This is a genomic window from Candidatus Hydrogenedentota bacterium (assembly GCA_018005585.1).
In the GTDB taxonomy this organism is placed as follows: Bacteria; Hydrogenedentota; Hydrogenedentia; order Hydrogenedentales; family JAGMZX01; genus JAGMZX01.
On the sequence record JAGMZX010000093.1, the window covers coordinates 1 to 23,117 of the forward strand.

16 protein-coding genes are annotated in these 23,117 nt (G+C 62.6%); 7 read left to right on the forward strand and 9 right to left on the reverse strand.

Features of this window, described 5'->3' with window-relative positions:
- Positions 1–191: 191 nt before the first annotated feature.
- From KA184_15310 to KA184_15325, 4 genes are all read right to left on the reverse strand, one after another.
- Positions 192–1,151, reverse strand: coding sequence for a glycosyltransferase family 2 protein (locus KA184_15310; GenBank protein ID MBP8130945.1), 960 nt, complete (start codon positions 1,149–1,151; stop codon positions 192–194).
- Between the two features lie 45 nt (positions 1,152–1,196).
- Positions 1,197–2,249 (reverse strand): Gfo/Idh/MocA family oxidoreductase, encoded by a 1,053-nt coding sequence (locus tag KA184_15315; protein ID MBP8130946.1) that lies wholly within the window; start codon positions 2,247–2,249, stop codon positions 1,197–1,199.
- Between the two features lie 142 nt (positions 2,250–2,391).
- Positions 2,392–3,060 (reverse strand): hypothetical protein, encoded by a 669-nt coding sequence (locus KA184_15320; protein ID MBP8130947.1) that lies wholly within the window; start codon positions 3,058–3,060, stop codon positions 2,392–2,394.
- A gap of 532 nt (positions 3,061–3,592) precedes the next feature.
- Positions 3,593–4,183, reverse strand: coding sequence for a helix-turn-helix domain-containing protein (locus KA184_15325; protein ID MBP8130948.1), 591 nt, complete (start codon positions 4,181–4,183; stop codon positions 3,593–3,595).
- Positions 4,184–4,856: 673 nt separating this feature from the next.
- Here KA184_15325 and KA184_15330 point away from each other — a divergent pair.
- Positions 4,857–6,263, forward strand: coding sequence for a winged helix-turn-helix transcriptional regulator (locus tag KA184_15330; protein MBP8130949.1), 1,407 nt, complete (start codon positions 4,857–4,859; stop codon positions 6,261–6,263).
- A gap of 20 nt (positions 6,264–6,283) precedes the next feature.
- Here the strand turns inward: KA184_15330 and KA184_15335 are convergent, their stop codons facing one another.
- On the reverse strand, positions 6,284–7,903 hold the full coding sequence (locus tag KA184_15335) for a glycosyltransferase family 39 protein (protein MBP8130950.1): 1,620 nt from the start codon (positions 7,901–7,903) through the stop codon (positions 6,284–6,286).
- 112 nt (positions 7,904–8,015) lie between these two features.
- On the opposite strand from KA184_15335, the gene KA184_15340 reads away from it, so the two are divergent.
- From KA184_15340 to KA184_15360, 5 genes are all read left to right on the forward strand, one after another.
- A complete protein-coding gene (locus tag KA184_15340) occupies positions 8,016–8,816 on the forward strand; it encodes a TonB family protein (GenBank protein MBP8130951.1) in 801 nt (266 codons plus the stop codon).
- Positions 8,817–8,870: 54 nt separating this feature from the next.
- Positions 8,871–10,187: a Tol-Pal system beta propeller repeat protein TolB gene (gene tolB, locus KA184_15345; GenBank protein ID MBP8130952.1), complete on the forward strand. Its 1,317-nt coding sequence runs from the start codon at positions 8,871–8,873 to the stop codon at positions 10,185–10,187.
- Between the two features lie 2 nt (positions 10,188–10,189).
- A complete protein-coding gene (gene smpB / locus KA184_15350) occupies positions 10,190–10,660 on the forward strand; it encodes an SsrA-binding protein SmpB (GenBank protein MBP8130953.1) in 471 nt (156 codons plus the stop codon).
- A gap of 131 nt (positions 10,661–10,791) precedes the next feature.
- The gene (locus KA184_15355) at positions 10,792–11,787 is read left to right on the forward strand and encodes a PAS domain S-box protein (GenBank protein MBP8130954.1); all 996 of its coding nucleotides are present in this window, start codon (positions 10,792–10,794) and stop codon (positions 11,785–11,787) included.
- Positions 11,788–12,054: 267 nt separating this feature from the next.
- Positions 12,055–13,692 (forward strand): hypothetical protein, encoded by a 1,638-nt coding sequence (locus KA184_15360; GenBank protein MBP8130955.1) that lies wholly within the window; start codon positions 12,055–12,057, stop codon positions 13,690–13,692.
- 1 nt (position 13,693) lies between these two features.
- Here KA184_15360 and KA184_15365 read toward each other — a convergent pair whose 3' ends face one another.
- The 4 genes from KA184_15365 to KA184_15380 form a co-directional block, all read right to left on the reverse strand.
- Positions 13,694–15,001, reverse strand: a complete 1,308-nt coding sequence (locus tag KA184_15365) for an iron-containing alcohol dehydrogenase (protein MBP8130956.1) — start codon at positions 14,999–15,001, stop codon at positions 13,694–13,696.
- A 59-nt stretch (positions 15,002–15,060) separates the two neighbouring features.
- Positions 15,061–15,540, reverse strand: a complete 480-nt coding sequence (queF, locus tag KA184_15370; GenBank protein ID MBP8130957.1) for an NADPH-dependent 7-cyano-7-deazaguanine reductase QueF — start codon at positions 15,538–15,540, stop codon at positions 15,061–15,063.
- A 41-nt stretch (positions 15,541–15,581) separates the two neighbouring features.
- Positions 15,582–18,794, reverse strand: a complete 3,213-nt coding sequence (locus KA184_15375; GenBank protein ID MBP8130958.1) for an efflux RND transporter permease subunit — start codon at positions 18,792–18,794, stop codon at positions 15,582–15,584.
- Between the two features lie 123 nt (positions 18,795–18,917).
- Positions 18,918–21,599, reverse strand: coding sequence for a tetratricopeptide repeat protein (locus KA184_15380; protein ID MBP8130959.1), 2,682 nt, complete (start codon positions 21,597–21,599; stop codon positions 18,918–18,920).
- 223 nt (positions 21,600–21,822) lie between these two features.
- On the opposite strand from KA184_15380, the gene KA184_15385 reads away from it, so the two are divergent.
- The coding region (locus KA184_15385; protein ID MBP8130960.1) for a Gfo/Idh/MocA family oxidoreductase at positions 21,823–23,117 on the forward strand (1,295 nt) is incomplete at its 3' end.

A 23,117-nucleotide genomic window follows, 5' to 3' on the forward strand; every position in this document is an offset into this window, starting at 1 on the left:
CGAGATGACCTTCCGCCTGCCCAACGACCCGAAAGAACGCCGGACGTTGCTGCAGATGGACGAGGAACAGCGCCGGCTCTACGACCTTTTCACTTGATCGGGTGTCCCAATGTTGAACTCAGGAAGACGGTGTCGAGGTGATTGCGGGCACGGCCACGTTGATCATGAGCCGTTACTTGAAGCGATAGGGGTCAATCGCCGGACGGCGCGCGGGCAATGCGTTCGCGTACGATGTAGCGGGGCACATGGCGGCTGGCGCGGAAGCTCCGAATCGTGAACTCGCCTATCATGCACAGGCAGCCGAGCAGCACGAGGAACACGATCATCAAGGCGTTCAACAGCAGGCCGGGCGTCACTTGGCTCAGCACCTGAAACGGGGTGACCCACGCGCCGACGACACGCACCATGATCAAGCCCGCCAGAATGAGCGCGCCGAAGCCGATATACTGGAACGGCTTCTCGGTCATGATGACCATCTGCTCCATCTGGTAGTTCCAGAGCTTCTTGAAGGTCCAGCCGGACTTGCCGTGCTTGCGCGGCGCGTGCGAGACGGGCACCTCGACGCAGCGCGCCGCGGCCGCAATGGCCGTCACGGGATTAAACACGTTCAACGGGCCGAATTGGAACGCGCGGAGCAGCCGTGCATTGTAGAGCTTGAACGTGCAGCCGAAGTCGCGGAAACTGGTGCCCGAGGCCCTGCGCATGACGATATTCGCCAACACCGAGGGCCACTGGCGCAACAGCGAATCCTGGCGGTCCTTCCGGTAGCCGCTCACGACATCCATGCCCTTGTCATACTCCGCCAGCAGCACGGGCAGGTCGGCCGGGTCCAGTTGCAGGTCGCTGTCCATCGACAGGATGATGTCGCCGCGCGCTTCGCACATGGCCGCGGTCACGGCGGCGGGTTGCCCGGCGTTCTTGAACATGTCCATGATGCACGCGACATGCGGGTCCCGGGCGAAAACATCCTTGAGCTTCTCGAAGGTGCGGTCCGTGCTGCCGTCATTGACCATGATGATTTCATAGCTGCGGCCCGTCTTTTCGAGCGCGGCGGAGAGGCGCGCGTGGAATTCGTCGATGGTCTTCTCTTCGAAGTAGCAGGTAACCAGCGCCGAAATCTCCGGTCTGGATTTGTCGTCCCGTGTGTTCATAGCCGGCACTTATTGGGTCCGCTGCGGTCCGGTCGCGTTTCCGCGTCAGGCGATCCGCACTTCCTTGCCGCCCGCCGCGCTCCGGTAGAGCCCGTCGAGGATCGTGGTCACGTCCAGCGAATGTTCCGCGGGCACGGGCGAGGGTCTGCCCTCGGCGACCGCCTCCGCGAAGGCCATGCATTCGAGCGCGTGCGGCTCGATGCCCGGATTGCTCAGTATCTGCGTGTTGCTGTGCTGCTTCGCCTTGTAGTCCGTCGTGAGAATCTCATTCGAGGGCCAGTGCGCGCCCGCCTTTTCGCCGTACAGCCACATCTGCATGTCTTCACTCGTCGTTTTGTGGTGTAACAGCCAGGCCACTTCGAGCACAAGCGTGGCGCCGTTCGCGAACCTTACCATCGCGGCGGCGAATTCCTCGACGTCCCAATGCTTCGGAATAGGGCCGCCCCAATCGCTGTAGCAGCCGGGCAACTTCGAGAGCCGCCGCTGCGTGACGCCCGACACGGCCACCGGGCGCGGGTGCCCCATCATCCAGAGCGTCAGGTCGAGAATATGCACGCCGATATCAATGCACGGGCCGCCGCCGCTGTGCTTCTTCTGGATGAACCCGGGCCGCGTTGGCGCGCCCGAGCGGCGCAGCATCCAGCTGCGCGCGTGGTAGATGTCGCCGAGCGCGCCCTTTTCCAGCACCTTCTTCAGCGCCTGAGAATCGTTCTGGAAACGGAAATGCTGCGCGGTCATCAGCAGTTTGCCGCTCTTGTCGCGCGCGGCGATCATCCGGCGGATTTCCCGGGGCGTCGGGGCGAGCGGCTTTTCGCAGATCACGTGCTTGCCCGCCTGGAGCGCCGCTATGGTCAACGGCGCGTGGTACGCATTCGGCGTGCAGATGTCGACGATGTCGATATCCTTGTCGCGGACGAGGTCGAGCGGGTCTTCATAGAGGCGCGCAATGTCGAGTTCCTTGCCCCGGCTTTGCAGCACCTGCCTGTCCACGTCGGCCAACGCGACAAGCTCCGCGTGCGGACTCTGCCGCCATCCCGGAAAATGGACCTTCGCGATGCCCGCTAGACCGATAATGCCTGCTTTCAGTTTTTTCGACATGGGGAATCCCCTTCCGCGTTGACCCGCGTGAACCGAGGGGATTCTACCCGAATCCGGCGGGCGCTTGCATCATTCCCGGGCGCGCGCCCTGTTGCGGGCGCGCGCTCATGCGCCAAGAGCCGTGGTCACAAGAAGCATACCGCTATGTAAGCAATATGCGAACGACGCTGCGGCGGGAGACGTCGAGGAAGCTGGCCGGGACGTGCGCTTCCTTGAGAAGCCTGCGAAGCCGCTGGAGCAGTCGACGGACGCTGCTGCTATCTCGCTTTTCGAATCCCATGAGAGCCCGGAGGTCTTTTCTGGAAATCGTGTGGTCCGGAGCATCGAGGATGTGTTTCAGCAGCTGTCCCACGCGCTCTGGCAGAAAAACCGTCTCGGGCTTGTCGTCAATCTGCAGGCGGTAACCGGGCCTTCCGGCATTCGCGCCGGGGATCAGCTTCGCAGTGTGCACGGTCGCGGCGGGAGGCAGTGGGTCTTGCGGCGGCTTCTCCTTCGGTCTCACAGGGACTACGAACGGTACATTCTTGACCTGGAGCTTTCCCGATTTGATATAATCAGATATGTATGCAATATTATCATCTACCTGACAGAGTATCTCGTTGATCTTATTCGCGCACCGCTCGGCTTCATCCCGCACTTCGCGCGGGAGCGCCATCGTGGAAGGATGGGAAACCCAATCCAACAGCTTTTCGAGATACTTCGGGAGCTCGACTATCAGGAGTTTGAGCGTTAACATCATTAACCGCTCATAAACCTTCTCGAAGCTCTCTGCGCCATGGTGCCGACCCTCTTCATCAAGCTCATCATTCATAGTGCCTGCCCTTTCCTCTGTCGCCTGGATGTGCCGGCCTGATGAATTGAGTGCTCCGCTGAAGTGATATTCGCTGACACGGCCGAGACACCCGAGATGCCCAAGATTTTGAGATGCTTCGCTTGTCTGTCCTCCAGGTAATCTGTGTTGAAACCTCTACCACCACATCGCACATAATAGCAGAATGAGTGCGTAAAGTCAAGGCAATTCTTGAGACGTTATTTCACGATAAATTCCGCAACGATATTTCTTGCGAAATGCGGTGTCTTCTGTCATGGCCCCGGCTCGGCCCACAGGGTCCAACAAGAACGGCGCCGCTGCTCTTGTTGTCGATTTCAGCGCCCGTTTCTTTTCTATCAACCGGTGTAGTGGCATGGCAACGGTCATCCCGCCGCCGCGCGGTGATGCGAAGCGGGCAGCCATGAGAATATACCGGGACGCGCGGACAGGAACCGGCGGGCCCGGATGGAGCCGCCTGCGTGCGGCGTTCCGCGCCCCGGGCCGACCTTCCTCCGCAGCGGCATGAGCGGGCTCACAACGCGGCATCGTCGAGGCGGAAGCGCACGTAGCCCCGGCGGGACGTGTCGATGAGACCCCGCGGATACCCTGCGTCCGCAAGCGCATTCCTCAGGCGTTGGACGAGCCGGCGGATGGCGCTCGTGGCACTGCCGGGCAGGTCTAGAAGGATTCGGAGCTCGTCGTGTGAGACGGTGTGGCCAGGCGCGTTCAATACGTGCTTGGCAAACTGATGAAGGCGCGCAGGCAGGAAGACCCGCGGGCCGCCGTCAAGCTGCAGGCTGCCTTCGCCCTTGCCCTCCGCGGCGACGGGACTCACCGTGGCGTTGCGCACGGGCGTGATGGCGGGCTGCTGAAGCCCTGCTATGCGCCGCAACGGCGCCGGCAGGAGGGACGGCAGCCTGCTGGTGGACACCGCGCCGGACCTGAGCAGTTCGGCCGCCCGCGTGAAATGGCCGTCCGTGCGTTCGAGCACCTTGTCAATCCGCGCGACCACACTCTCGACCTCGAGGCGGACGTGCGGCGCCATCTGCCGCATCTCCGGACGGCTTGCGGCATCCAGGAGTTCGTCCACCAGCTCCTGGAAGTCTATCTTAACGGCCCGCATGCCTCGGGCAATCTCCCCCCAAAAAGCGTCTTCCCGGGACGGTTGCATCTCAGGGAACTCCTTCGCCGCGCCTCTGTTTCCCATGATCATTTGCCTGCCTCCAGATGTTTTCCTGGATGTGCCAGCGCCTGCGGGACAGAGTGCCAAGTAACGCCAAGTAAGGCTGAGACACCCAGGTTGCCCAATTTTCCGAGCGGTGCGCCATTACCTCCTGTGGTTTTGGCCGAAGTGCTGTTGGCCAGGAGACCACCATATCACATGTTAAGGCGCATGTCAAGTCTCTGTCTGAAAAAACATCAGCAGTAGCCCATGCCTGAAATCGACATACTTTTTCTGATATGATATCGTTGCAATTGTTGATGGGTCGTTTCTTTGCCGGTGCCATCAGCGGTTCCAGCATTCCTGAAGTCCTCCGCAAGCGCCAGGCCCCATGCCATCGGCGCAACTATTATGTCGATTCGAGTGCTTCGGCGCTTTCATTCTTCTTGCGCAAAGGCATTGCAGCGATTGCTGTGACATTGCTGTCGCGGCGTGAACATTGCTTGACATCGCATTTTTCGATCTATAAAATAGTGTGCCCGCAGGAGTTAAGCGTTGGCGGTTCTTGCAGGAGCCTTCGCCGCAGTGGCTCTTGTGCCGACGGACTTGGCCGGCAGGTTGGAGATTTACCATCATGGACCCGAAATTGGTCGCGCTTGTCATGGCGCAGCAACACTTTGTGGAGCGGCTGAGCTACAGCGAGATAGCGCAGATGCACGGGGTGTCGGTCGCCACGGTTGCGCGGCGCCTGGCCGACGCGAAAGAAAAGGGCTATGTGCAAGAAGTCCGGCGTGTGCTGCCGCCCCCGGAGTATGTAGAGCAGCTCTATCGAAACATAACCTTCAAGAAGATATCGGGGGAGCTGTTACGGGAGCTTAACCGGGCAGGGGCTGGCCTGAAAGACGTGGTGGTGACGGCGGGCGATGCGAACCCGGCGGTTGAAACGGCGGATGAACAGGAGAGCGAACGGGGACACCCCCGCATCACGCGCGTCGGCTTGCATGGGGCCCGGCTGTTCCAGCAGCAATTGAAGGCGCTCCTTGAGGAAAAACAGCATGTGCGCATCGGATTGAACTGGGGTTACGCGGTGCAGATGCTGTGTTCGCAATTCCAGACCTTGATTGATGAAGGCTTGCACAAGTGCGATGCGGCCCGGCTCGAGTTCAGCGCGTTGTGCGGCTGGTTCTGGATCGATTGCGACCCGGACATCGAGAGATGGCGCCGGTCATGGGCCGCCTCGGCCGCCATGAATGCCCAGATACTGGCGGAATGTTTCCAGGAACACGACAAGATGCAGGTACACCTCGTGCGGGTGCCCGCGCTTATCAGCGAGGAGATGTTCCACAGGGAAAGAGAACTTGGCCGGCTGGACCTGACGCGGGAAGTGCTGATGGGGATTTGCAGTTCCGACCGCGGCTATGCGCATCTCTACGGGGAGAAGCCCATTTTCCCGACCACGGCGTCGGCGCACGCGTTTCTCAATGAACGGTGGATGCAACGGGGCGCCGACAAGAAACGGTTCGGCAGTATTCTGGATCATGACATCCTGCTGACCGGACTCAGCAGCCTGAAAACGACTGCCGGATTCGTGCATCTGGCCAACTGCGAACTGAGAGACAGGATCGAGGACTACAAGACGCAATTCCGCGCGTGCGGCGATATTGCGAGCCATATCTTCACGGACAGTGAAACGATTGCCAGGCTGGAGGACCCCTCTTTTCCCCAGATTGGCGAGGTGAATGGGCGAGTGCTGTCGCTGTGGCCAGAGGATCTAAAACAGGTCGCTAATTTGCACCGGGACGAGAACGCCGCGGCGCCGGGCGGTGTCATCGTACTTTCCTGCGGGCAGGAAAAGGCCAAGGCGCTGTACATGGCGCTGACGCGGCATAAGATCGCGAACTATATCGTCATTGACACGAATCTTGCCTGGAAGCTCTACGAAGAATTGGGCATGACCGCACGGCGGGAGCGGGACTTCTCGACGGCCGAGTTGTGGGATTTCGGAGGCGCCGACGGGGATGACGGGCAGGAGAACCCCTGACGTCGTTGAACGGTTCTTCGCTACCAGTAGGTGTAGAGGTACGACTCGACCAGCCAGCACTGGAATCCCAGAAAAGCGAGGGTCGCGGCGAGAGGCGCCAGGCTGGCCGCCTTGCGGCCCCACTCTTCCAGCAGATGCGCCGCCGGGATCACCAGGAAGGGGAACACGTACAGGGCGGACCGCTCTCCTTCGCCGCGCGCGAGATACAGCACGTCCAGCGCAACCAGCGTTATCAAGAAGACCAGAAACGGGCCCCTGCACGCCGGGTCTGGCCGCCGCAGACGCTTGATGAACAGGACCGAGACGGGGATTCCGGCGAAGAAGAACCAGCAGAGCGGGTTCAGGATGCGCCACGACCATGCGGGCCACCGGGGCGTGACAAGGTCCAGATGGCGCTGGTCCAGGTCGAACTGCGCCTTGCACGCCTGGAAACAAGCGACCATGTCGAAGCCCGACCACAGCCAGACCGCCGCGTGAAACGCCAGAAAGGCCGCGGCCATGACCGCCGCGGTGGTCACAACTGTTCCGGGCCTGCTGCGCAGCAGCCACAGCCCGGCCAGGGCGAAATAGGCGCCGATGCCAAGAAGAGAAAAGGACAGGACCGACATGACGCCGAAACCCAGCCCCGCCAGCACGGCGTATCTGGCGTCGCCGCGCTGAATCGCCCGCGTGAAGAGAAACAGCGTGGTCAGCGTGAACGGCGCGAACAGCATGTCCGCGCTTGTCGCGGTGAACAGAACAATGGACGGGACCACGCTGAACAGCAGGCAAGCGGTCAGGGCCGTTCGCTTGTCCGTGAGTTCCCGCGCCCAGAAGTAGAGAGGCACGATGGCGGACGCGCCCACGGCAATGGTCGCCAGCGAAAGGGCCATGGGTTCGCGTCCGACAAGGTAGGAAAGCAGCCAGAGCAGGGCGATCGGGCCAGGCGGGTGCACGCGCGCGTGCATGGACAGGTACTCTCGCAGGCGCACATATCTGGCGAACAAATCGTGGACCGTGCGCGCCGCACCGATATCACCGATGTATTCGTAGGCCTGCCGTTCGTAGGCTTGTGCGATGCCGGCGGGGCCGCCTCGAATCATGGCGACCGTGCAGGCGAACAGAATAGCGAAACCCACCAGCCCCGCCAGGAACCACGCGGTCGCGCGGCGTTCCGGCGGCTGCTTGAGCCAATCCAGAAGGCGCAGGACGCGAAGACAAACCGCCAGCCCGGCGACAAACACGAGGAGCACGGCCAGATGCCATCGAAAGAGGAGCCCGTATTCCCGCGCTAGTGCCTGCAAAGACTGGTTTTGCGTACGCGCCTCCTGATACAATGCAGCTACGGCCAGCGCAGCGAACAGCAAGCCCGCGAAACTGCCCGCCATGACGCGGCGGGTGGTCCGTTGCGCACTGGGCCAGCCCGGTAACAGACAAGCAAAGGCTATGAGCGCGCCCATGCCAAACGGGACCACGCCGGTTCTGAACGCGGGAATGGGCAGCGCATAAAAGGGAGTCGGGTGCCCATAGATGCCTTCGAGGCCGGCAAGCCATAGCACCAGCACCCCAATCAGGTACCAGACCAGGGTGCGCGCATAGAGGCCGGTGAGCCGGGCGCCAGAAAGCGCGGGGTCGCATGCGGCAGGTGCGTCAGCAGGCATGCCGTTATTCTAGACCCGTTCCCGCGCGGTTTCCAAGATGGAAAGGAACTTCAGGCTGGCCCGAGGGATAGACAAGGCCAGCGGGATCAGTGTTGTTTTACCGAGCCGCCGGATGTCAGCAAGACACACACACGAATACTGGCCGAGCGATCAGATATACCGTTGGGACGATGTCGCGCCCAAGGGGCGGTTGCGCTGGTTCCTTGTCTTGTCCATCATGCTTCACGGGCTGCTCGTTGCGGCACTGGTCTTGATGCCGCGGCAGGCGCCGCCCAAGACTGTGCAGATGGTGTACCAGATGGAAATGGTCGAGGCTGCCTTGGACGAGCCGGCTGTCGCAGAGCCTGCTCCGCCGGAGCCGGAGCCGCCGAAGCCCGAACCGGAACCCGAGCCGCCCAAACCGGAGCCGGAACCGCCCAAACCGGAGCCGGAACCGGTGAAACCGAAGGCGGAAGTCACTACGCCCGAACCGGAGCCGGAAAAACCCAAGGAAGAGCCGAAACCCAAGCCGGAACCACCGAAACCGCCGCCGCGGCCCGAGCCGCAACCGCCGAAGCCACAGCAGGTGGCCCAGGCCGTGCCCGCGAACCGCGGCGCTATCTCGGTGCAGGGCGAGATTGACCCGCGCCTGTCGTCGTGGATTATGCTGGTTCAGCGGAAAATCTCCAAATTATGGATGGTGCCGGATGGTATTCGGCTGGACGCGCAAGAGACGGTGGCGCGGGTCAGCTTCTGGGTGGACCGCGGGGGGCGTCTGATCGACGCGCCAGTGGTGACGCAGCATGCAAGCGACCGCGCCCTTGGCAATTCCGGGGTGCAGGCGCTGCGGCTGGCCGAGCCGCTGCCCCCATTTCCGGATGGATATTCTGAGATGGAACTCCGGGTGGAAATGACCTTCACCCTGGAACGATAGCGAAGAGTCGGGCGGGGACTCCGCGCGATGCCGCCCGAGAGAAAGGGAAGCAAAGTGAATCGTCGCAGCATCTTGATGCTTGTATTGGCTGTTTTGGCCGCTCAGACGCCCGTGTGGGCTCAGGGTGCCGTGTCCATAGACATCCGGCGCGGCGTGGACCAGCGTTCGGTCGTGGCCGTTCCGCCGTTTCTGGCACAACCGGGACTCGAGAATGCCGCGCGCGAGATGGCCCAGGTCGTCGTGTATGACCTCGAGTTCTCGGGCTTGTTTGTATCGCTTCCGGCCGCCGAGTATCCGCCGGGTTTCGCGGGCTTCGACCCGGATGTTGCCAAGGTCAACCTCGATCCCTGGCGCCAGACCCGGGCCGAATACGTCGTACATGCCGTGGTCACGCTCGAAGGCGACACGTTGCTGGCCGAACTGCGCCTGTTCGATCTTCTTTCGAAGCAGCAGGTGCTGGGACGCGGCCTGCGCGCGCAACGCGATTTGCCGCGTCTTCTCGCCCACCGGTTCACGGAGGAGGTGATCCGCTACATCGACGGTACCCCGGGCATCGGCACGACGGAAATCAGTTTCAGCGCCATCAGCGGGCCCAACAGCAAGGAAATCTTCGTAGCCGACTACGACGGCGCGAATATGCGGCAGGTGACACAGCACGGCACCGTCTCCATCATGCCCCAAATGTCGCCGGACGGCACCCGGATTGCCTACCTGTCGTACAAGGACCGATACTGCTTCCTGTACGTCTACGACCGGCGCACGGGCAAGTCCACGCCGCTCTCGAAAGAAGTTGGCCTCAACGCGGCGCCGGCATGGGCGCCCGACGGCAGCCGCCTCGCCATCGTGCTGAGCAAAGACGCCAACACGGAGATTTACCTGCGGAACGCGGATGGCTCGGGGCTTACGCGGCTCACCAACAACAAGAACGGTGATACCTCGCCGACCTTCGACCCCTCCGGACAGCGGATTGCATTCGTGAGCGACCGGGGCGGCACGCCGCAGGTCTGGGTCATGAATGTGGACGGGTCCGGCGCGCAGCGGCTCTCGGTGCAAGGCGGCAACTCCTATGACCCGGAATGGTCGCCGGACGGCAAGTGGATCGCTTACGTGGCCGAGCGCCGCGGCGAGGGGCTGGAAATCTACATCATGGATGCCCAGACCGGGCAAAGCTGGCAGCGGTTGACAAACTCCCAAGGCAGCAATGAGTCGCCCAGCTGGTCCGCCGACGGCCGGCATGTCATTTTCTCCACGACGCGCAACGGGCGTGCCGAACTTTATTCTTATACGATCAAGACGGGCGAAGAACGGCCCGTGCCTAACGTGACTAACCGCGCCCAAGGGCCTTCCTGGGGCCCGCGCCGCAGTGAGTGACCGTGACCGCAACGGGCGAAAAACTCATAGCGACCAACCGCCGTGCCGGCCGCGATTACATCGTGCTTGACAAGATGGAAGCGGGTATCGCCCTCATGGGCACGGAGGTGAAATCGCTGCGCGTTTCCGGCGGCATCACGCTCAAGGACAGCTACGCCGACATCGAGAGCGGCCAGCTGTATCTGCTTAACGCGCATATCAATCCCTATGAACAGGGCAATCTGTTCAACCATGATCCGGAACGCAAACGCAAGCTTCTCATGCACAAGCGCGAAATCCTGCGGTTGGGTCAGCGGATTGAAGAAAAAGGCTTCACGCTTATTCCGCTGCGCGTTTATTTCAAGCGGGGGCGCGTCAAGATCGAATTGGGCCTGTGCCGCGGCAAGCATGTCTTTGACAAGCGGGAAGACATCAAGAAGCGCGAAAGCGAGCGGGAAATTGACCGCGCGATGAAACACGCGCGCCGGAGTTGACCCCGGATTCCGCGGCGCCGCGAAGCCGGGCTGACGCCGTTGCCGCCGATTGCTCGCGTCGCGAAGGGAAAACTGCTACGCTGCTGCCCGGTGGCGAAAGAGCACGGTGGGAACCTGATGGGGGTCTGATTATGGAAACGTTGCCGCTGGATGCGTACCGCTTCGCGCTTGACCACACGGTGGATGCGGTGATCATCACGGACCTGAACAGCGTGATTCAGTATGTAAATCCCGCGTTTTCGGAAACGACCGGCTTTGCCGCGGAAGAAGCCATCGGCAAGAAACCGGGCATCCTCCGTTCCCGGCAGACAACCGCGGAGACCTACAAGCAGATGTGGTCCGTTATCCGGGCGGGCGGCTGGTGGCGCGGCGAGATTGTCAACGTGAAGAAGAATGGGGAGGAGTGGTACAGCTACCTCTCGATCACGCAAATTCGCGACGGCGAAGGCCGGCCGTTTGCCTATGTCGGCATTTCCCGCGATATTACCGAGATGAAGCGGCTTCAATTCCAGCTCCGGGATGCCGGCCTTGAGGCGATTTTCATGCTGTCCGTCGCGTCCGAAGCCAAGGACGACGTCACGGGGAGCCATATTCGGCGCGTACAGCATTATGCGCAGGCACTCGCGCTCCGGCTGGGTCTTTCGGAGGTCGAGGCGGAGACGATCGGGTACTCGAGCATGATGCACGATATCGGCAAAATGCACGTGCCGGACGCGGTCCTGAAGAAAGCGGGCCCACTCACCCGCGAGGAGTGGGAACTCATGGTGCGCCATCCGGAAAGCGGCGTGGCCATTCTGCGCGACAAGCCGTTCTACAGCGTTGCCCGCGACATTGCGGGCAATCATCACGAACGCTGGGACGGCTCCGGCTATCCGCGGGGCAAGCGGGGCGAAGAAATCCCGCTCGCATCGCGCATTGTCACCGTGGCGGACGTGTTTGACGCATTGACGACCCGCCGTCCTTACAAGGCCGCGTGGACCATCGATGCGGCCCTGGACGAATTGCGGGCGCAGCGGGGCAAGACCTTCGACCCGCGAGTTGTCGATGCGTTCCTGGAACTGTGGGCGGACGGCGTTGTGGACGCGATCCGCCGCGACTTTCCGTCGCCTGAATCCACGGCGGTGTGATACGCGGGATGGAATCCGGTGGCGGAAAGCACGTTATTGCGCCGATTCCGTTGACACTCGCGCGGGCCTTATGTTACGTTGAGCACCGGACTTAGGTGATTTTCCCGTGTGGAGGAAGCGCCCGGGGCTCCGCTCCGGTGATGGATTTCCGGGTGGCGTTGTGGTTTTTGTCAATAAACGGTGCAATGCGTACTGGCAGACAATCAGCGGCGGCGCGGCATGGCGTAAGCCTGCATGGGCAACTGACCGCCCGGTAAGAGGGGCCCTATGAAGCGAATTTCGAAACTCCTCGTCTTGTCAGCCCTGGTGTGGGCAGTGGCCGCGCCTCAAGCTTCGGCATGGGGGCCGCGCGCCCAGCGCAGTATCGCCTATATGGCGCTGCAAGTGATTCAGAAAGACCACCCGGACCTGCTGCGCGAGTATGAAACGGACTTGTTGCGCGGCAGTGAAGAAGGGTACGCGGCGATCACCGATGCCTTTCCCCTGAATTCGGACGGGGAATCGGTGGTCGGCGTGGGGCTGCAGATTCGCCTGCTGCGCGAGACCCGGGAATTGGGTGTGGGCAGTTATTTCGCGTACCGCATGGGCGTACTGGCCACGCTCACGGCCGATGTCCTGTTGCCGTATGGTTTTGCCTGGACCCCGCAGGAACAGGCGCTGCGCGACCGTATCGCCGAGGACATTGACGCCCACCTGGATGACTTTCGCTACGCAGGCCGTTCCTCGCGGCGCACGTATGTTCGCCACGTGCGGGCCTATTTCGCGGAACGCCGCACCTTCTTTGAAGACAACAAGACCCTCATCGCGGACGATTACTCGGCGGGCCTGGGATACGCGGGATTCCTTTCCGAAGCTGCGCCCGCCTATTTTCAGAGGGCCGTTGAAGCCGTAGCCGACGTCTGGTACACGGTTTTGCGCACGGAGGCCGACCCGAGCGATGAGGAACTCTCGCGGCCTCTGATGACGTGGTACCTCGTGCGTGAAATCGAGTACCTGCTGCAGGTGAAGAAGAATCTCGTCCAGACGGACGTAACCTATGCGCATTTCGAGAAAACGAACCCGGGAATCATGGAAGCCTACGAAAAAGTGGCCGACCTCTACTACGCGTTTGGCACGGATGCGGCCATCGAGCGCGCCGTGCGCGAATGGCGCGTCGCCCACGGACTGGGCGGGCCCAATCGCGACCGGGTAGGGCGCAAACTCGCCAGGCATTATCTCAGCGTTGGCCGGCGCTATCTTGAGTCGGGCGTGAAACCCCGTGCCAATGAGACGGACCTGCCCAATGCGCTCCAGGCGTTCCAGGATGCCCTGTATTTCGATCGCGGCAATGCGGACGCGGCCGGGGGCGTTCAGCAGACCAATAAGGCGATCGAGGAACGGCGCGAACTCTACGATATGTATATGGAGATTATCGCGAATGCCGAGCGCGTGCGGGAGGAGGCGGGCCGCGCCTTTACAGAAGGCGACTACGGCGCCGCGATCACCACGTACCGCAAGGCGGTGAGCCTGTTTGAAAGCGTGGGCGACGATTTCGAGAAACAGGCTATCACCGCCAAGGAAGGCGCCAGCGGCGTGAAGAAGGAGATCGCCAAGGTTGTCCAGACGGTCATTGACAAGGCGACCGAGGCGATCGACGCGGGCGACCGCGCGCGTGAAGACCGCAAGTACGACGAAGCCATCCGGCTTTACGCGCAGGTTGAGATTGTCCTGAGCGAAATTCCGGCCGACGAGCAGAGCGCGGAACTTGTGGAAGACAAGAACGAATTGCTCGCCATGGCGCAGGAAAAGACGGTCTTGGCCAAGCGCGAACAGGCGGACGCGATCGCGCGCGCGGCGGAAGCCGCCGCCGATACCACGAGGCGGCCCGGCGGCGGGGCGCCAGCCGCGCCGCCTGCGGGGCAATAGCTCACGCCAGGCACAGTTCGGCGGCCAGGTCCAGTACGGTAAGGCGGTTGCGAAGGAATCGCGCTCGCTTCAGGGCGTTGCGGTATTCCTCCCGGGATGCGAGCATCGCTTCCGGCGTGGCGGGTCCGCCCGTCTCTTCGATACAGCGCGCTATGATTCCGGGAGACTCCAGCTCCTGGCTGAGCGCTGCGCGCAATTCCGGAAGCAGTTCCCGAAACTTTTGCAGTTCTGCGCGCAGACGGTCCGTATCAAGGGCTTTTTGTGACCATTGGGCAAGGACTTCCTTGCCCACCTCGGGTCCCCAGTCGTCCACGATCCACTCTCGAATCTGGTCCATGGCCGGTTGCGCGGCCGCCAGCGCGTCGATATCCAGGTCGCGCGCGTCCACGGACAGCACCTTTTCCCAGAGGTCCAGAGTGTGGACCGTGGCCACACCCACCTGTGCGCCGTGAAGGTCGTTGGGCGTTCCGTAAAGCGCGTGCTTCATGTCCAGATAGTGGGAGATAAGATGTTCGCCGCCTGACGCAGGGGCAGACGAGCCCGCGACGACCATTCCGAATCCGGAGAGCATCAGCGCTTCGAGCACCAGCTTGATTGCCCCCGGTTCGCCGCGGCCGATGGCAGGCGCTTCCTCGATGATCCGCGCCTGGATGCCTTCGTTAAACTCGCGCGGCCTCGGGCAGTAGTAGCCGCCGCGCAGCAGGTGACCGGCCCGCCAGTCGGCGGCCGAGGAGCATTTCGACAAGAAATCCGCCACGCCGGCGGCGGTCATGCGCGGGGGCGCGCTTGCGGCGATCTCGGGGTCGGCAAAAATACCGGTTGCAGGCCGGCAGGGCAGCGTCGCCTTCAGCCCGCGCACTTTCAAGGCGACGATGGCGGAACTATAGCCGTTCATGGAAGCGGCTGTCGGATAGAGCAGCACCGGCTTGTCCTGTTGCGAGCCTGCCCACTTGGCCAGATCACTCAGGGTTCCTGAACCGATCGCCACGTAGAAATCGCACGAGACGCCTTCCCGCGCCACAGTCTCGGCCAGGTCCAGCGTTGCATCGAAGTCTTGCCCGGGCAGAATCTTCTCGACGACCTGCTTGTGGGCCATCCCGAGCATCGAAAGCAGTCTGTCGCCCACGGCGGCCCGTGTGTTCTCGTCGGCGATAATCAGGGCGCTTTCGCCGCAGCGGCCGTGCGCAAAACGCGCGAGTTCCTCCGCCGCATCGGTCCCGATGTGGCACGCCTCAATCGGCAGCGCGTGCCGCACGCCGCACGCGCAATCGAAGGATTTCCCAAAGGTGTCCCAACCGAGTCTAGTCAAGCATTTCTTCCTCGTCTCTTGCTAATGGCGCCTGTGCCGGATTGGTCCTGCTGCCGCGCCTACCTCGGTGCGCCGCCGAGCGCCTCGGGCGGGCCCATGGTCTCGCGGTCATAGGCAGCCGTCAGCGTGCTGACGAGACCGCCGCGCGGCTTGCAGTGCAACGTCACGGACATTCGCCTCGGCCGGGCGCATCGCGCCAGGTCTTCGAGCAGCTTGTTGACGAGATGTTCATACCAGATGCCGACGCTCCGGTATGTGAGCAGGTAGTACTTCAGCGAACGCAATTCGATGCAGGATCGGTCAGGCACGTAGCGAATGCTTAAGGACGCGAAATCCGGAAGCCCTGAGAAGGGGCAGACCGACGTGAATTCCTCTGTTTCGATTACGACTTCCATGGCCGCGCCATGGGGCGTGTCCGCGTACTCGTATGGGAAACATTCCAGAATGGCCGGGTCGACCGTGTCCGGGTCTTGAAACGGCAATGTCCGGTCCAGGGCCTTGAATTGCGCCCGCGCGTCCGTTCGAGGTTCCTGGTTCATTGCGATCTCCCGCTGTTTCGGTCGTAGACGCATTATAACAGTCAGCTGCGGGCGCCGTCCCGTGACGGCGCCTGCCCCATGCGCCGTATGCCGCTGAAAAAGCGCCACGTCCAGTCGCGCAGGTCGTCGACGAGCGTGTACGCAAGCGGCACGACGAACAAGGTCAGCGCCGTGCCGGCCGTCAGGCCGCCTACCAGTGCGCGGCCCAGCCCTTCGAGCGCGCCTTGGGCGCCGCCGGTGCCGACCGCGATGGGCAGCACGCCCAGAATCGTCGTCAATGTGGTCATTAACACCGGCCGCAGCCGATCTAGTCCGCCCTGGATAACCGCGGCGGAACGGCTCAGCCCCGAACGGCGCAGCCGGTTGATATGATCGATGATGACGATGCCGTTGTTGACGATGACCCCGCAAAGGATGACGGAACCGACCAGCCCGATGGTGTCGAGCGGCGTCTCGGTCAGGTGCAGCGACCAATAAACGCCTACAAACGCAAGCGGGACGGTGGTCAGCACGGACAGCGGCAGCAGCCACGACTCGAACAGGGCCGCCAGAACCAGGTAGATCAAGACGACTGACATTGCCACGGTAAGCCGGAACTGATGCATGAGTTCGTCAATCTGGGCCAGCTGTTCGTCGAGTTCGATGGAATAGCCGCGGGGGGTCTCAAAATTCTGAATGATCTGGTTCAATGCCTGGCGCACGGGCAACAGGTTTTCCTCGCCGACGCGGCCCTGGACTTCCGTGTAGCCTTTCGCGTTTGACCGGAACACGCTGGGAGGGGTATCTGCCTTCCGCATGTCCACCAGCTGCGCCAGGGTCATCATCTTACCGCCTGGGCCGGGCAGCGACATCGCCTCGAGGTCGCCCTTGTCGCTGCGGTCAGCGACTGACAACTGGCCGCGCACCGCGACTTCCGCGCCATCGCGTTTCAGGTAGGGAAGATTCGTCCCGCGCAGGGCGAAATCCACGGACTGCGCGATCGCCAGCGGCGAAACACCCATCGAAGCGGCCCGTTCTTCATCCACGTGCAGCTGGATTTCCTCGTCTTTTGCCGGCATGGCGGACTTTATCTCGGTCAACCGCGGCACGGAACGCATCCGCCGCATGAATTCACGGGCAATTTGGTCCAGCCGTTCCGTGTCATCGCCCCGGAACCGGACGCGCACGTCGCGGCTTTCCTCCGGTGTCGCGTAAGAGACGCCGCAATCCACGCGGCCGCCCGGCACCCGTTGCGGCAAGGCCGCATAGATGCGTTCGCGCGCTTCCTCCGTGGAGCAGGGCAGGGTCTGGCCCGGCGCCAAGTCTTCGGGTTTCATCAGGTAGATGTCCATTTGCCCGCCCCACCCGCCGCTGTTTACATACAGGTGCTTGATGCCGAGGGCTTCGCGCTGCGCCTCGACTCGGGCGAGCAGCTGGTCCACGGTAGCCACCGCCTGTTCGTGCCCGTAATTGGGATCTGCCTCGAAACGCACCCGCACCACGCGCATGTCCATCTCCGGGAAACCGCGAAACCCCGTCTCCTGATACGGGATGAGGTACGTCGTCAGGATCAAGGCCAGAATCAGCGCCAGGGTGACGTGGCGTCGTTCCAGCGTGGCCCGGAGCCCTTCCTGATAGTAGGCCTGTATCCTGCCGAGGGGGTGGAACAGCGCTTGAAAGCGCCGCGGGCCGGGCCGTTGCGGCCGGTTCCTGTAATGGGACAGGCGCAGCCGGGCCGTGATGCGCTCCATCCAGGGCGAGCCCGCGCGGCTCTCGACCACGGGAATCAGCGTGAGGGCCATGAGGAGGCTGGCGAGGAGCGCGCACGTAATCGGGCCCGCGAATTCGCGCATGATGGTGCTCAATTCGCCGGCGGGCATGTAAATGACAGGGATGAATACGACGAGAGTCGTGAACGTGGAAGCGGTGATGGCCAGCGCGACCTCGGCCGCGCCGCGAAGGGCGTTGCCGCGCCGGTCCGGCCGCAAACTGTTGTGACGGTGTATGTTCTCGACCACGACGATCGCGTTGTCCACCAGCATGCCGATAGAGATCAACATGGCCGCAATGGTCACGAGGTTCAAACTGCGGCCGGTGAAGAAGATGAATATGGGAGCGGCCACAATCGAACAGGGAATGGCCGCGGCCACGACGAGCGTCGGTTCTACCCGCCTCAGAAAGCACCACAGCACGAGGATGGCGAGCACGGCGCCATATTTGCCGGCCAGGTAAAGGTTGTCCAAAGCGAAGCGGATGATCTCCGACTGGTCTTCGAACAGCAGCATCTCGGCGTCTTGAAACTCGGGTTCCTGCGTACTGCGGGCCAATTCTTCGCGCACGCGGTCGCATGTCGCCACGGCGTTGGCGTCGGGCTCCCGGATGATCTCGAAGAAGACGCCCCGCTTCCCATCGACCTGGAAACTCTCGGCGCCCGCGGGGCCGTGGGTGGTCACCTGCGCCACATCGCGCAAGCGTATTCCCGACGGTGCCACGACAGCCGCTTCGAGGTCCTCAGCCTGCTTGAATTCATCCTCGGCTCGCACGTGATACACGTTTTCGCCATCGCCGAGCTTGCCCAGGCCGAGGTCAATGCTCTGGGTGCGCAGGGCCGCCAGCACCTCATATACGCTGAGTCTGTGGGCGGCCAGCGCGTCCTGGCTGAAATCTACCGAAATGCTCTCTTCGGCGGCGCCCGAAATCCGCACTTCCGCCACGCCTTCGAGCCGCATCAGCCGGTTTCGCAGTTTGGAACGCGCGTATTGCGCCAGTTCATCGCTCCGTTCCTTGCGGAAGACCGCGAAGCGCATCACGGGTATGGACGTAATGCCGAAACGGCGCAGAAACAGATGCTCTATCTCCTGCGGCAAGCGCAGTTTCAGCCGCTCCATACGGTCGCGCACCTCCGCCGACACCACGCTCATGTCCGTGTCCCAGACGAATTCCATCCAGATGTAGCAGCCGCCGCTGCTCGAATGCGTGGTGATGCGGTCCAATCCGGTGATGGTCTTGAATTCGCCCTCGGATGGTATGGCTACTTCTTGCTCGACTTGCTCGGGCGAAGCGCCGGGATACGGGATGAACACGCGCAAGGCCGGATGCGAAATATCGACCATGAAACTGAGCGGGAGCCGCGACCACGTGACGTAGCCCAGGCCCATGCAGGTAAGCGTGATCATGAGCACGGTTACGGGACGGCGCACGGCGAAGACCGGCAATGACCAGCGGGCATTCCGTTCATCGCCCGAGGTTTGCGTATGCGGAGGGTCGGCCGCCACGAGGCGCAGTTCTCCCTTTTGGCTGACTTCTTACGATACCAACTTGACCAGACCGCTTTACAGCGCTGACAACTCGGGGTGCTTTGGCGAACGCGCGGACGGTGCCTCTGATAGCGCCGGAGGTTACGGAGCCTGCGCTGTAGTGGCCGGGACTTGCGGGACCGGTGATACGGCTACGCCCGCAGCCGCGCTTTGCGCGTGCTGTTCGGCGGCTTCCTTCGTGCGGCCCGTTTCCGCGAGTGTCCGGATGAGCAGGTCGTGCGCAGGGACGCTCGTGCTGCCTGTGTCCACCATGCACCGGCACAAACGCAGGGTCCCATCGCGGTCTTGCGCGGCGGAGAGGGCCTCAGCGAAACGCAGCAAGGTGACATCGTCAAAGGGAGGGAGCGACAGGGTCCGGCGAAATCCGGCCACTGCGGTGGCCGCGTCGCTCTTGGAGCGCAGCGCCGGCGCGGGTTGCAGCGTTTGTCTCCACGCAAAGAACGCCGCCGCCGCGAGGTCGCCCTTCGCTTGTGCGTCTTGAATCCGTTCGAGGTAGTGCACGGCGCGCCGTTTCATGGCGCACACGTCTTCCAGAACATCCCCGCCTTCGACGAACGCATTCCCGTACACCTGCCTTGCCGACGGGCTCGCTTCGCGGTCTTCCCGGGCCCTTATCGCGTAGAGAGCAAAGAGCAGCACGCCGGGACGTGCGGCGGCGAGTTCTTGCCAGAACGCGCGGCGCTCACTGGGAGTGGCATATTTTTGTAGTAATGAATCGAACTCTTCCAGCTCGGGAGCCATTCTGTGGTTGAGCGCCTCAAGAAGGGGGAAGCCGTGCAAGAGGGCCGAGAACTGGTCTCGCGCCCTTTCCCAGTCGTTCGAGGCGTCGAACATCTGCAAGACCAGGCTGTGGGCGGGACCGGGGAAATACGGTTCCTTTCGGGCGGCCGTCTCGTAGCACCGGAGCGCCGCGCCCGATTGCCCCGTGTGCGCGTAGACGGTGCTTGCCCCATACGCGGTCAGCGCGTCGCCGGGATAGAGGCGTTCCGCCGCTTCCATCGTGGCGTTGGCCTTATCTCCCTCATCGCTATCGAGCAGCGCTTCCGCCAGCAGACTGAGGGTCGTGCGGTAATGCGGGAAATACTCCTGCAGGATGCGCGCCTGCTCGAGCGCGTCGCGCGCGTAGCCGGCATCGAGGAGAAGCCGCGTGAATGCCTGCCGCAGGCGCCTGTCTTGAGGGAATTCGGCCAGGCCTGCGCGATAGCAGACCGCGAGGTGCGGTTCCGACCGCATCCGTTCGCGCAACGGCCCCAGCATTGCGCGCGGTGAAGGACAATCATCGAAACCGTAGCAACTGCCTTCTTCCACGTAGTTGTAGAGGTCTTCTTCGAGGAGCGTGGCTTGGTCTTCCGCCGCGTTGACCGCGAAGGCGCGGCGGCACGCTTCGAGCGCAGGCGGTGACGGGTGTGCTTTGGAAGCATCCGCGCGGGCGCGCCGCCACAACGGGATCATGGTTTCGGCAATGCATCGGGCGATCTCGTGGCAGCCCTCGAAGTTGAGGTGAACATAATCGTGAAAGAACTCGCCGCCCGGCGCGCCATGATCGCTGGCCCGGGCAAGCGCGCCCTCTGCGTCGGCCAATGCCGCGTGATTCGCGTGTCTTGCGGCGACTTCAACGACGATGGCGTTCAGACGCGCGTCCGCGCGCCAGTGGAAGACGTCCAAGTCGCGCGCGCGATAGAAGTGCTCTCTTGCCGCGTCAAAGTTGCCCAGTCGCCAAAGGCAGGTGGCATAGCGATAGTGCAATTCCGCGTGGCCGCCGTCTATTGTGAGAGCGTTGCCGTAGACCCGCGCGGCGGTTGCCCAGTCCCCGCGCGCTTCCGCGGCGCGTCCTTCATCCATGAGTTCACGCCATGGCGCCAGTTCTGACTCGGCAAGCGCGGGACTATTGCCTGAACCCATGGGTTTCCAATGCCGCACGTTGGAAGCAACGGTACAAAGGACCACGCGGGCGCCGGCCTCTTCGCTCAAATGGCAGATGCTCTCGAGGTTCTCTGCAAAGTTGTCGTAGAAGTAATTGCCCGCGTCCCCTTCGACCGGCGGTGTTTCGGGAGCGAAAGGATGGCAGCGCGTTTGCAGCAGTCCCGCCACGTTCAACCGCGTGGTCAGCATATTGTTGAGCCACTGGACAATCCGGGAATCTGACAGGGCGATGCGCATGCGGACCAGGGTTGGGGGCGTCACGATCCCGGAGGCGCCGGTATGCGGGTCATTGAAAGGCCCCGCAAATTCGTTATTACCCATGTAGACGATGATGAAGTCCGGCTGCAGGCGCGCACACGCCGCGGCCAAGGCGCGCATTAAGTGCGAATTGGCCGCGGGAAAGGCTACGGTATAGACTTCGGGCTCGATGCCGGGCAGGGTCGCCCGCAGCATGTATTCCAGTTGCCGCGGGAAACCCCGTTTGGGGTCGGGATCCCCATGGGCCGCCGATCCGCCCAACACGAAAATCCGGACCGCATTGGGGGCCTTGTCGGCGGGGAGCACGAACTCGAATTCATCCCAGTCCACCATCATATATGGCGGCACGGAAAAGAACTGCCGGTAGAAGGAGGGATTGATGCGCCAGTACGTCTTGCCGTCGAATGTGTGCGTTAGAAAGGGTCGCGTGGTTTCGCCGTAGCCGGTCAGGCGCAGGAAACCCTCGAAGGCGGCAAGGAACGCCCCGGCCACCGTCACGATAAGCAGGAGGCTGCCTGCGGCACGTAACGCGGCGCGCGGCTGCAGCCTTACGGACACAGGCGGAGTTTCTTGTGCGGTCATGAATACTTCTTCGATTTGCCAATTGGCAGGCCGCCGGCCTTGAGCCGGGCCCCCTGCTCGAAGAGGGCAACGTACTATAACAATTCCATGTTGACTGCGCACAGCGCGCGTCGACCCGTTTTGATCCTTCCGGCGTCCGCCGCTATACTCGAATCAGGCAGGAGCCGTGTCGCCGCGCGTTCCTGCCGCCGTCGTAGCATAACCTTCTCGGGGAAGCCGCAGATTGGCGAAGAAGTCCGGCAGAAAGCGCTGCACGCGGCGCGTCTTTCTTAAGGCGGGAGTCGCGGGCGCGGCCTCACTGGGTGTGCCGGTGTTCATTCCCGGGGCGGCGCGCGGAGCGGATGGCGCCGTGGCCCCGAGCAACCGCATTGCGCTCGGGTTTATCGGCCTGGGGCTCGAGGGCAAACTGAAGGACCTTCGTGGGGCCCTGCTCCAGCCGGATGTGCAGGTGGCGGCTCTCTGCGATGTACACCGGAAACGGCTTGAAGGCGCACACCTTGCGATACAGACGTACCCGCGCGAGCCGAATCCGAAGGCTTATCGAGACTGCTTTGTCACGACCGACTGGCGCGAACTGGTGGCCCGCGACGACATCGATGCAGTGGTCATCGCGACGCCGGATCACTGGCATGTGCTTCCCGCCTTGGCCGCGGCGGAATCGGGAAAAGACGTATTCCTGGAGAAACCAGTTTCGCTTACGGTGCGGGAAGGACGCGCGCTCAGCGATACGATGCGCCGCTATGCACGAGTGTTCCAGACGGCCAGCGAGAACCGGGCGAATGCCTATTTCGTGCGCGCTTGCGAACTGGTCCGGAATGGGCGCATTGGCAAGCTGCACACCATCCGAACCACGATCTACCGCGGATTTGGCCGCGGCAACTTCGATCAAAGCCCCGCGCCGCTGCCCGCGCCGATTCCCGTGCCCGCGGACTTCGATTACGACATGTGGCTCGGCCCCGCGCCGGAAGCGCCTTACGACCCCCGGCGGTGTCACAGCACGTTCCGTTATATTTTCGACTATGCCGGCGGGAACCTGACGGATTGGGGCGCGCACATTAACGATATTGCCCAATGGGGCAACGATACGGAGCATTCCGGGCCCATTTCCGTGGAAGGGGCCGGCGTATTTCCGAAGGATGGCCTGTTCAATACGGCGATTGACTGGTCGCTCACCTACGAATACGCGAACGGCGTCCGGTTCCTTTGCGAGAGCGGCAATAGCCTCCAGGTGCGTTTTGAGGGTGAAACGGGCTGGATTGAGGCGAGTTTCGGAAGCATCGAGATGAACCCCGACAGCTTGCGCAATGAAGTAATTGGCCCCCGGGAAACACGGTTGCGCACCTGCCGTGAAGGCGAGATGCGCGACTTCCTCGATTGCGTCAAACTGCGGTGCGAGACGTATGCGCCCGCGGAAACCGGCCACCGCACGGCCACGCTCGGCCATATCGGCAACATTGCGCTGCTCCTGGGCCGCAAACTGCGCTGGGACCCGGACCGGGAGCGTTTTCTGGACGATGA

What these genes read in the sequence shown, in the direction of transcription:
- queF (MBP8130957.1), bottom strand. Translation starts at nt 15,540, where the DNA reads ATGAACCAGGAACCTCGAACGGACGCGCGGGCGCAATTCAAGGCCCTG.
- KA184_15315 (MBP8130946.1), bottom strand. Translation starts at nt 2,249, where the DNA reads ATGTCGAAAAAACTGAAAGCAGGCATTATCGGTCTAGCGGGCATCGCG.
- KA184_15320 (MBP8130947.1), bottom strand. Translation starts at nt 3,060, where the DNA reads ATGAATGATGAGCTTGATGAAGAGGGTCGGCACCATGGCGCAGAGAGC.
- KA184_15330 (MBP8130949.1), top strand. Translation starts at nt 4,857, where the DNA reads ATGGACCCGAAATTGGTCGCGCTTGTCATGGCGCAGCAACACTTTGTG.
- KA184_15360 (MBP8130955.1), top strand. Translation starts at nt 12,055, where the DNA reads ATGAAGCGAATTTCGAAACTCCTCGTCTTGTCAGCCCTGGTGTGGGCA.
- KA184_15325 (MBP8130948.1), bottom strand. Translation starts at nt 4,183, where the DNA reads ATGCGGGCCGTTAAGATAGACTTCCAGGAGCTGGTGGACGAACTCCTG.
- KA184_15310 (MBP8130945.1), bottom strand. Translation starts at nt 1,151, where the DNA reads ATGAACACACGGGACGACAAATCCAGACCGGAGATTTCGGCGCTGGTT.
- KA184_15380 (MBP8130959.1), bottom strand. Translation starts at nt 21,599, where the DNA reads ATGACCGCACAAGAAACTCCGCCTGTGTCCGTAAGGCTGCAGCCGCGC.
- KA184_15355 (MBP8130954.1), top strand. Translation starts at nt 10,792, where the DNA reads ATGGAAACGTTGCCGCTGGATGCGTACCGCTTCGCGCTTGACCACACG.
- KA184_15340 (MBP8130951.1), top strand. Translation starts at nt 8,016, where the DNA reads ATGTCAGCAAGACACACACACGAATACTGGCCGAGCGATCAGATATAC.
- KA184_15335 (MBP8130950.1), bottom strand. Translation starts at nt 7,903, where the DNA reads ATGCCTGCTGACGCACCTGCCGCATGCGACCCCGCGCTTTCTGGCGCC.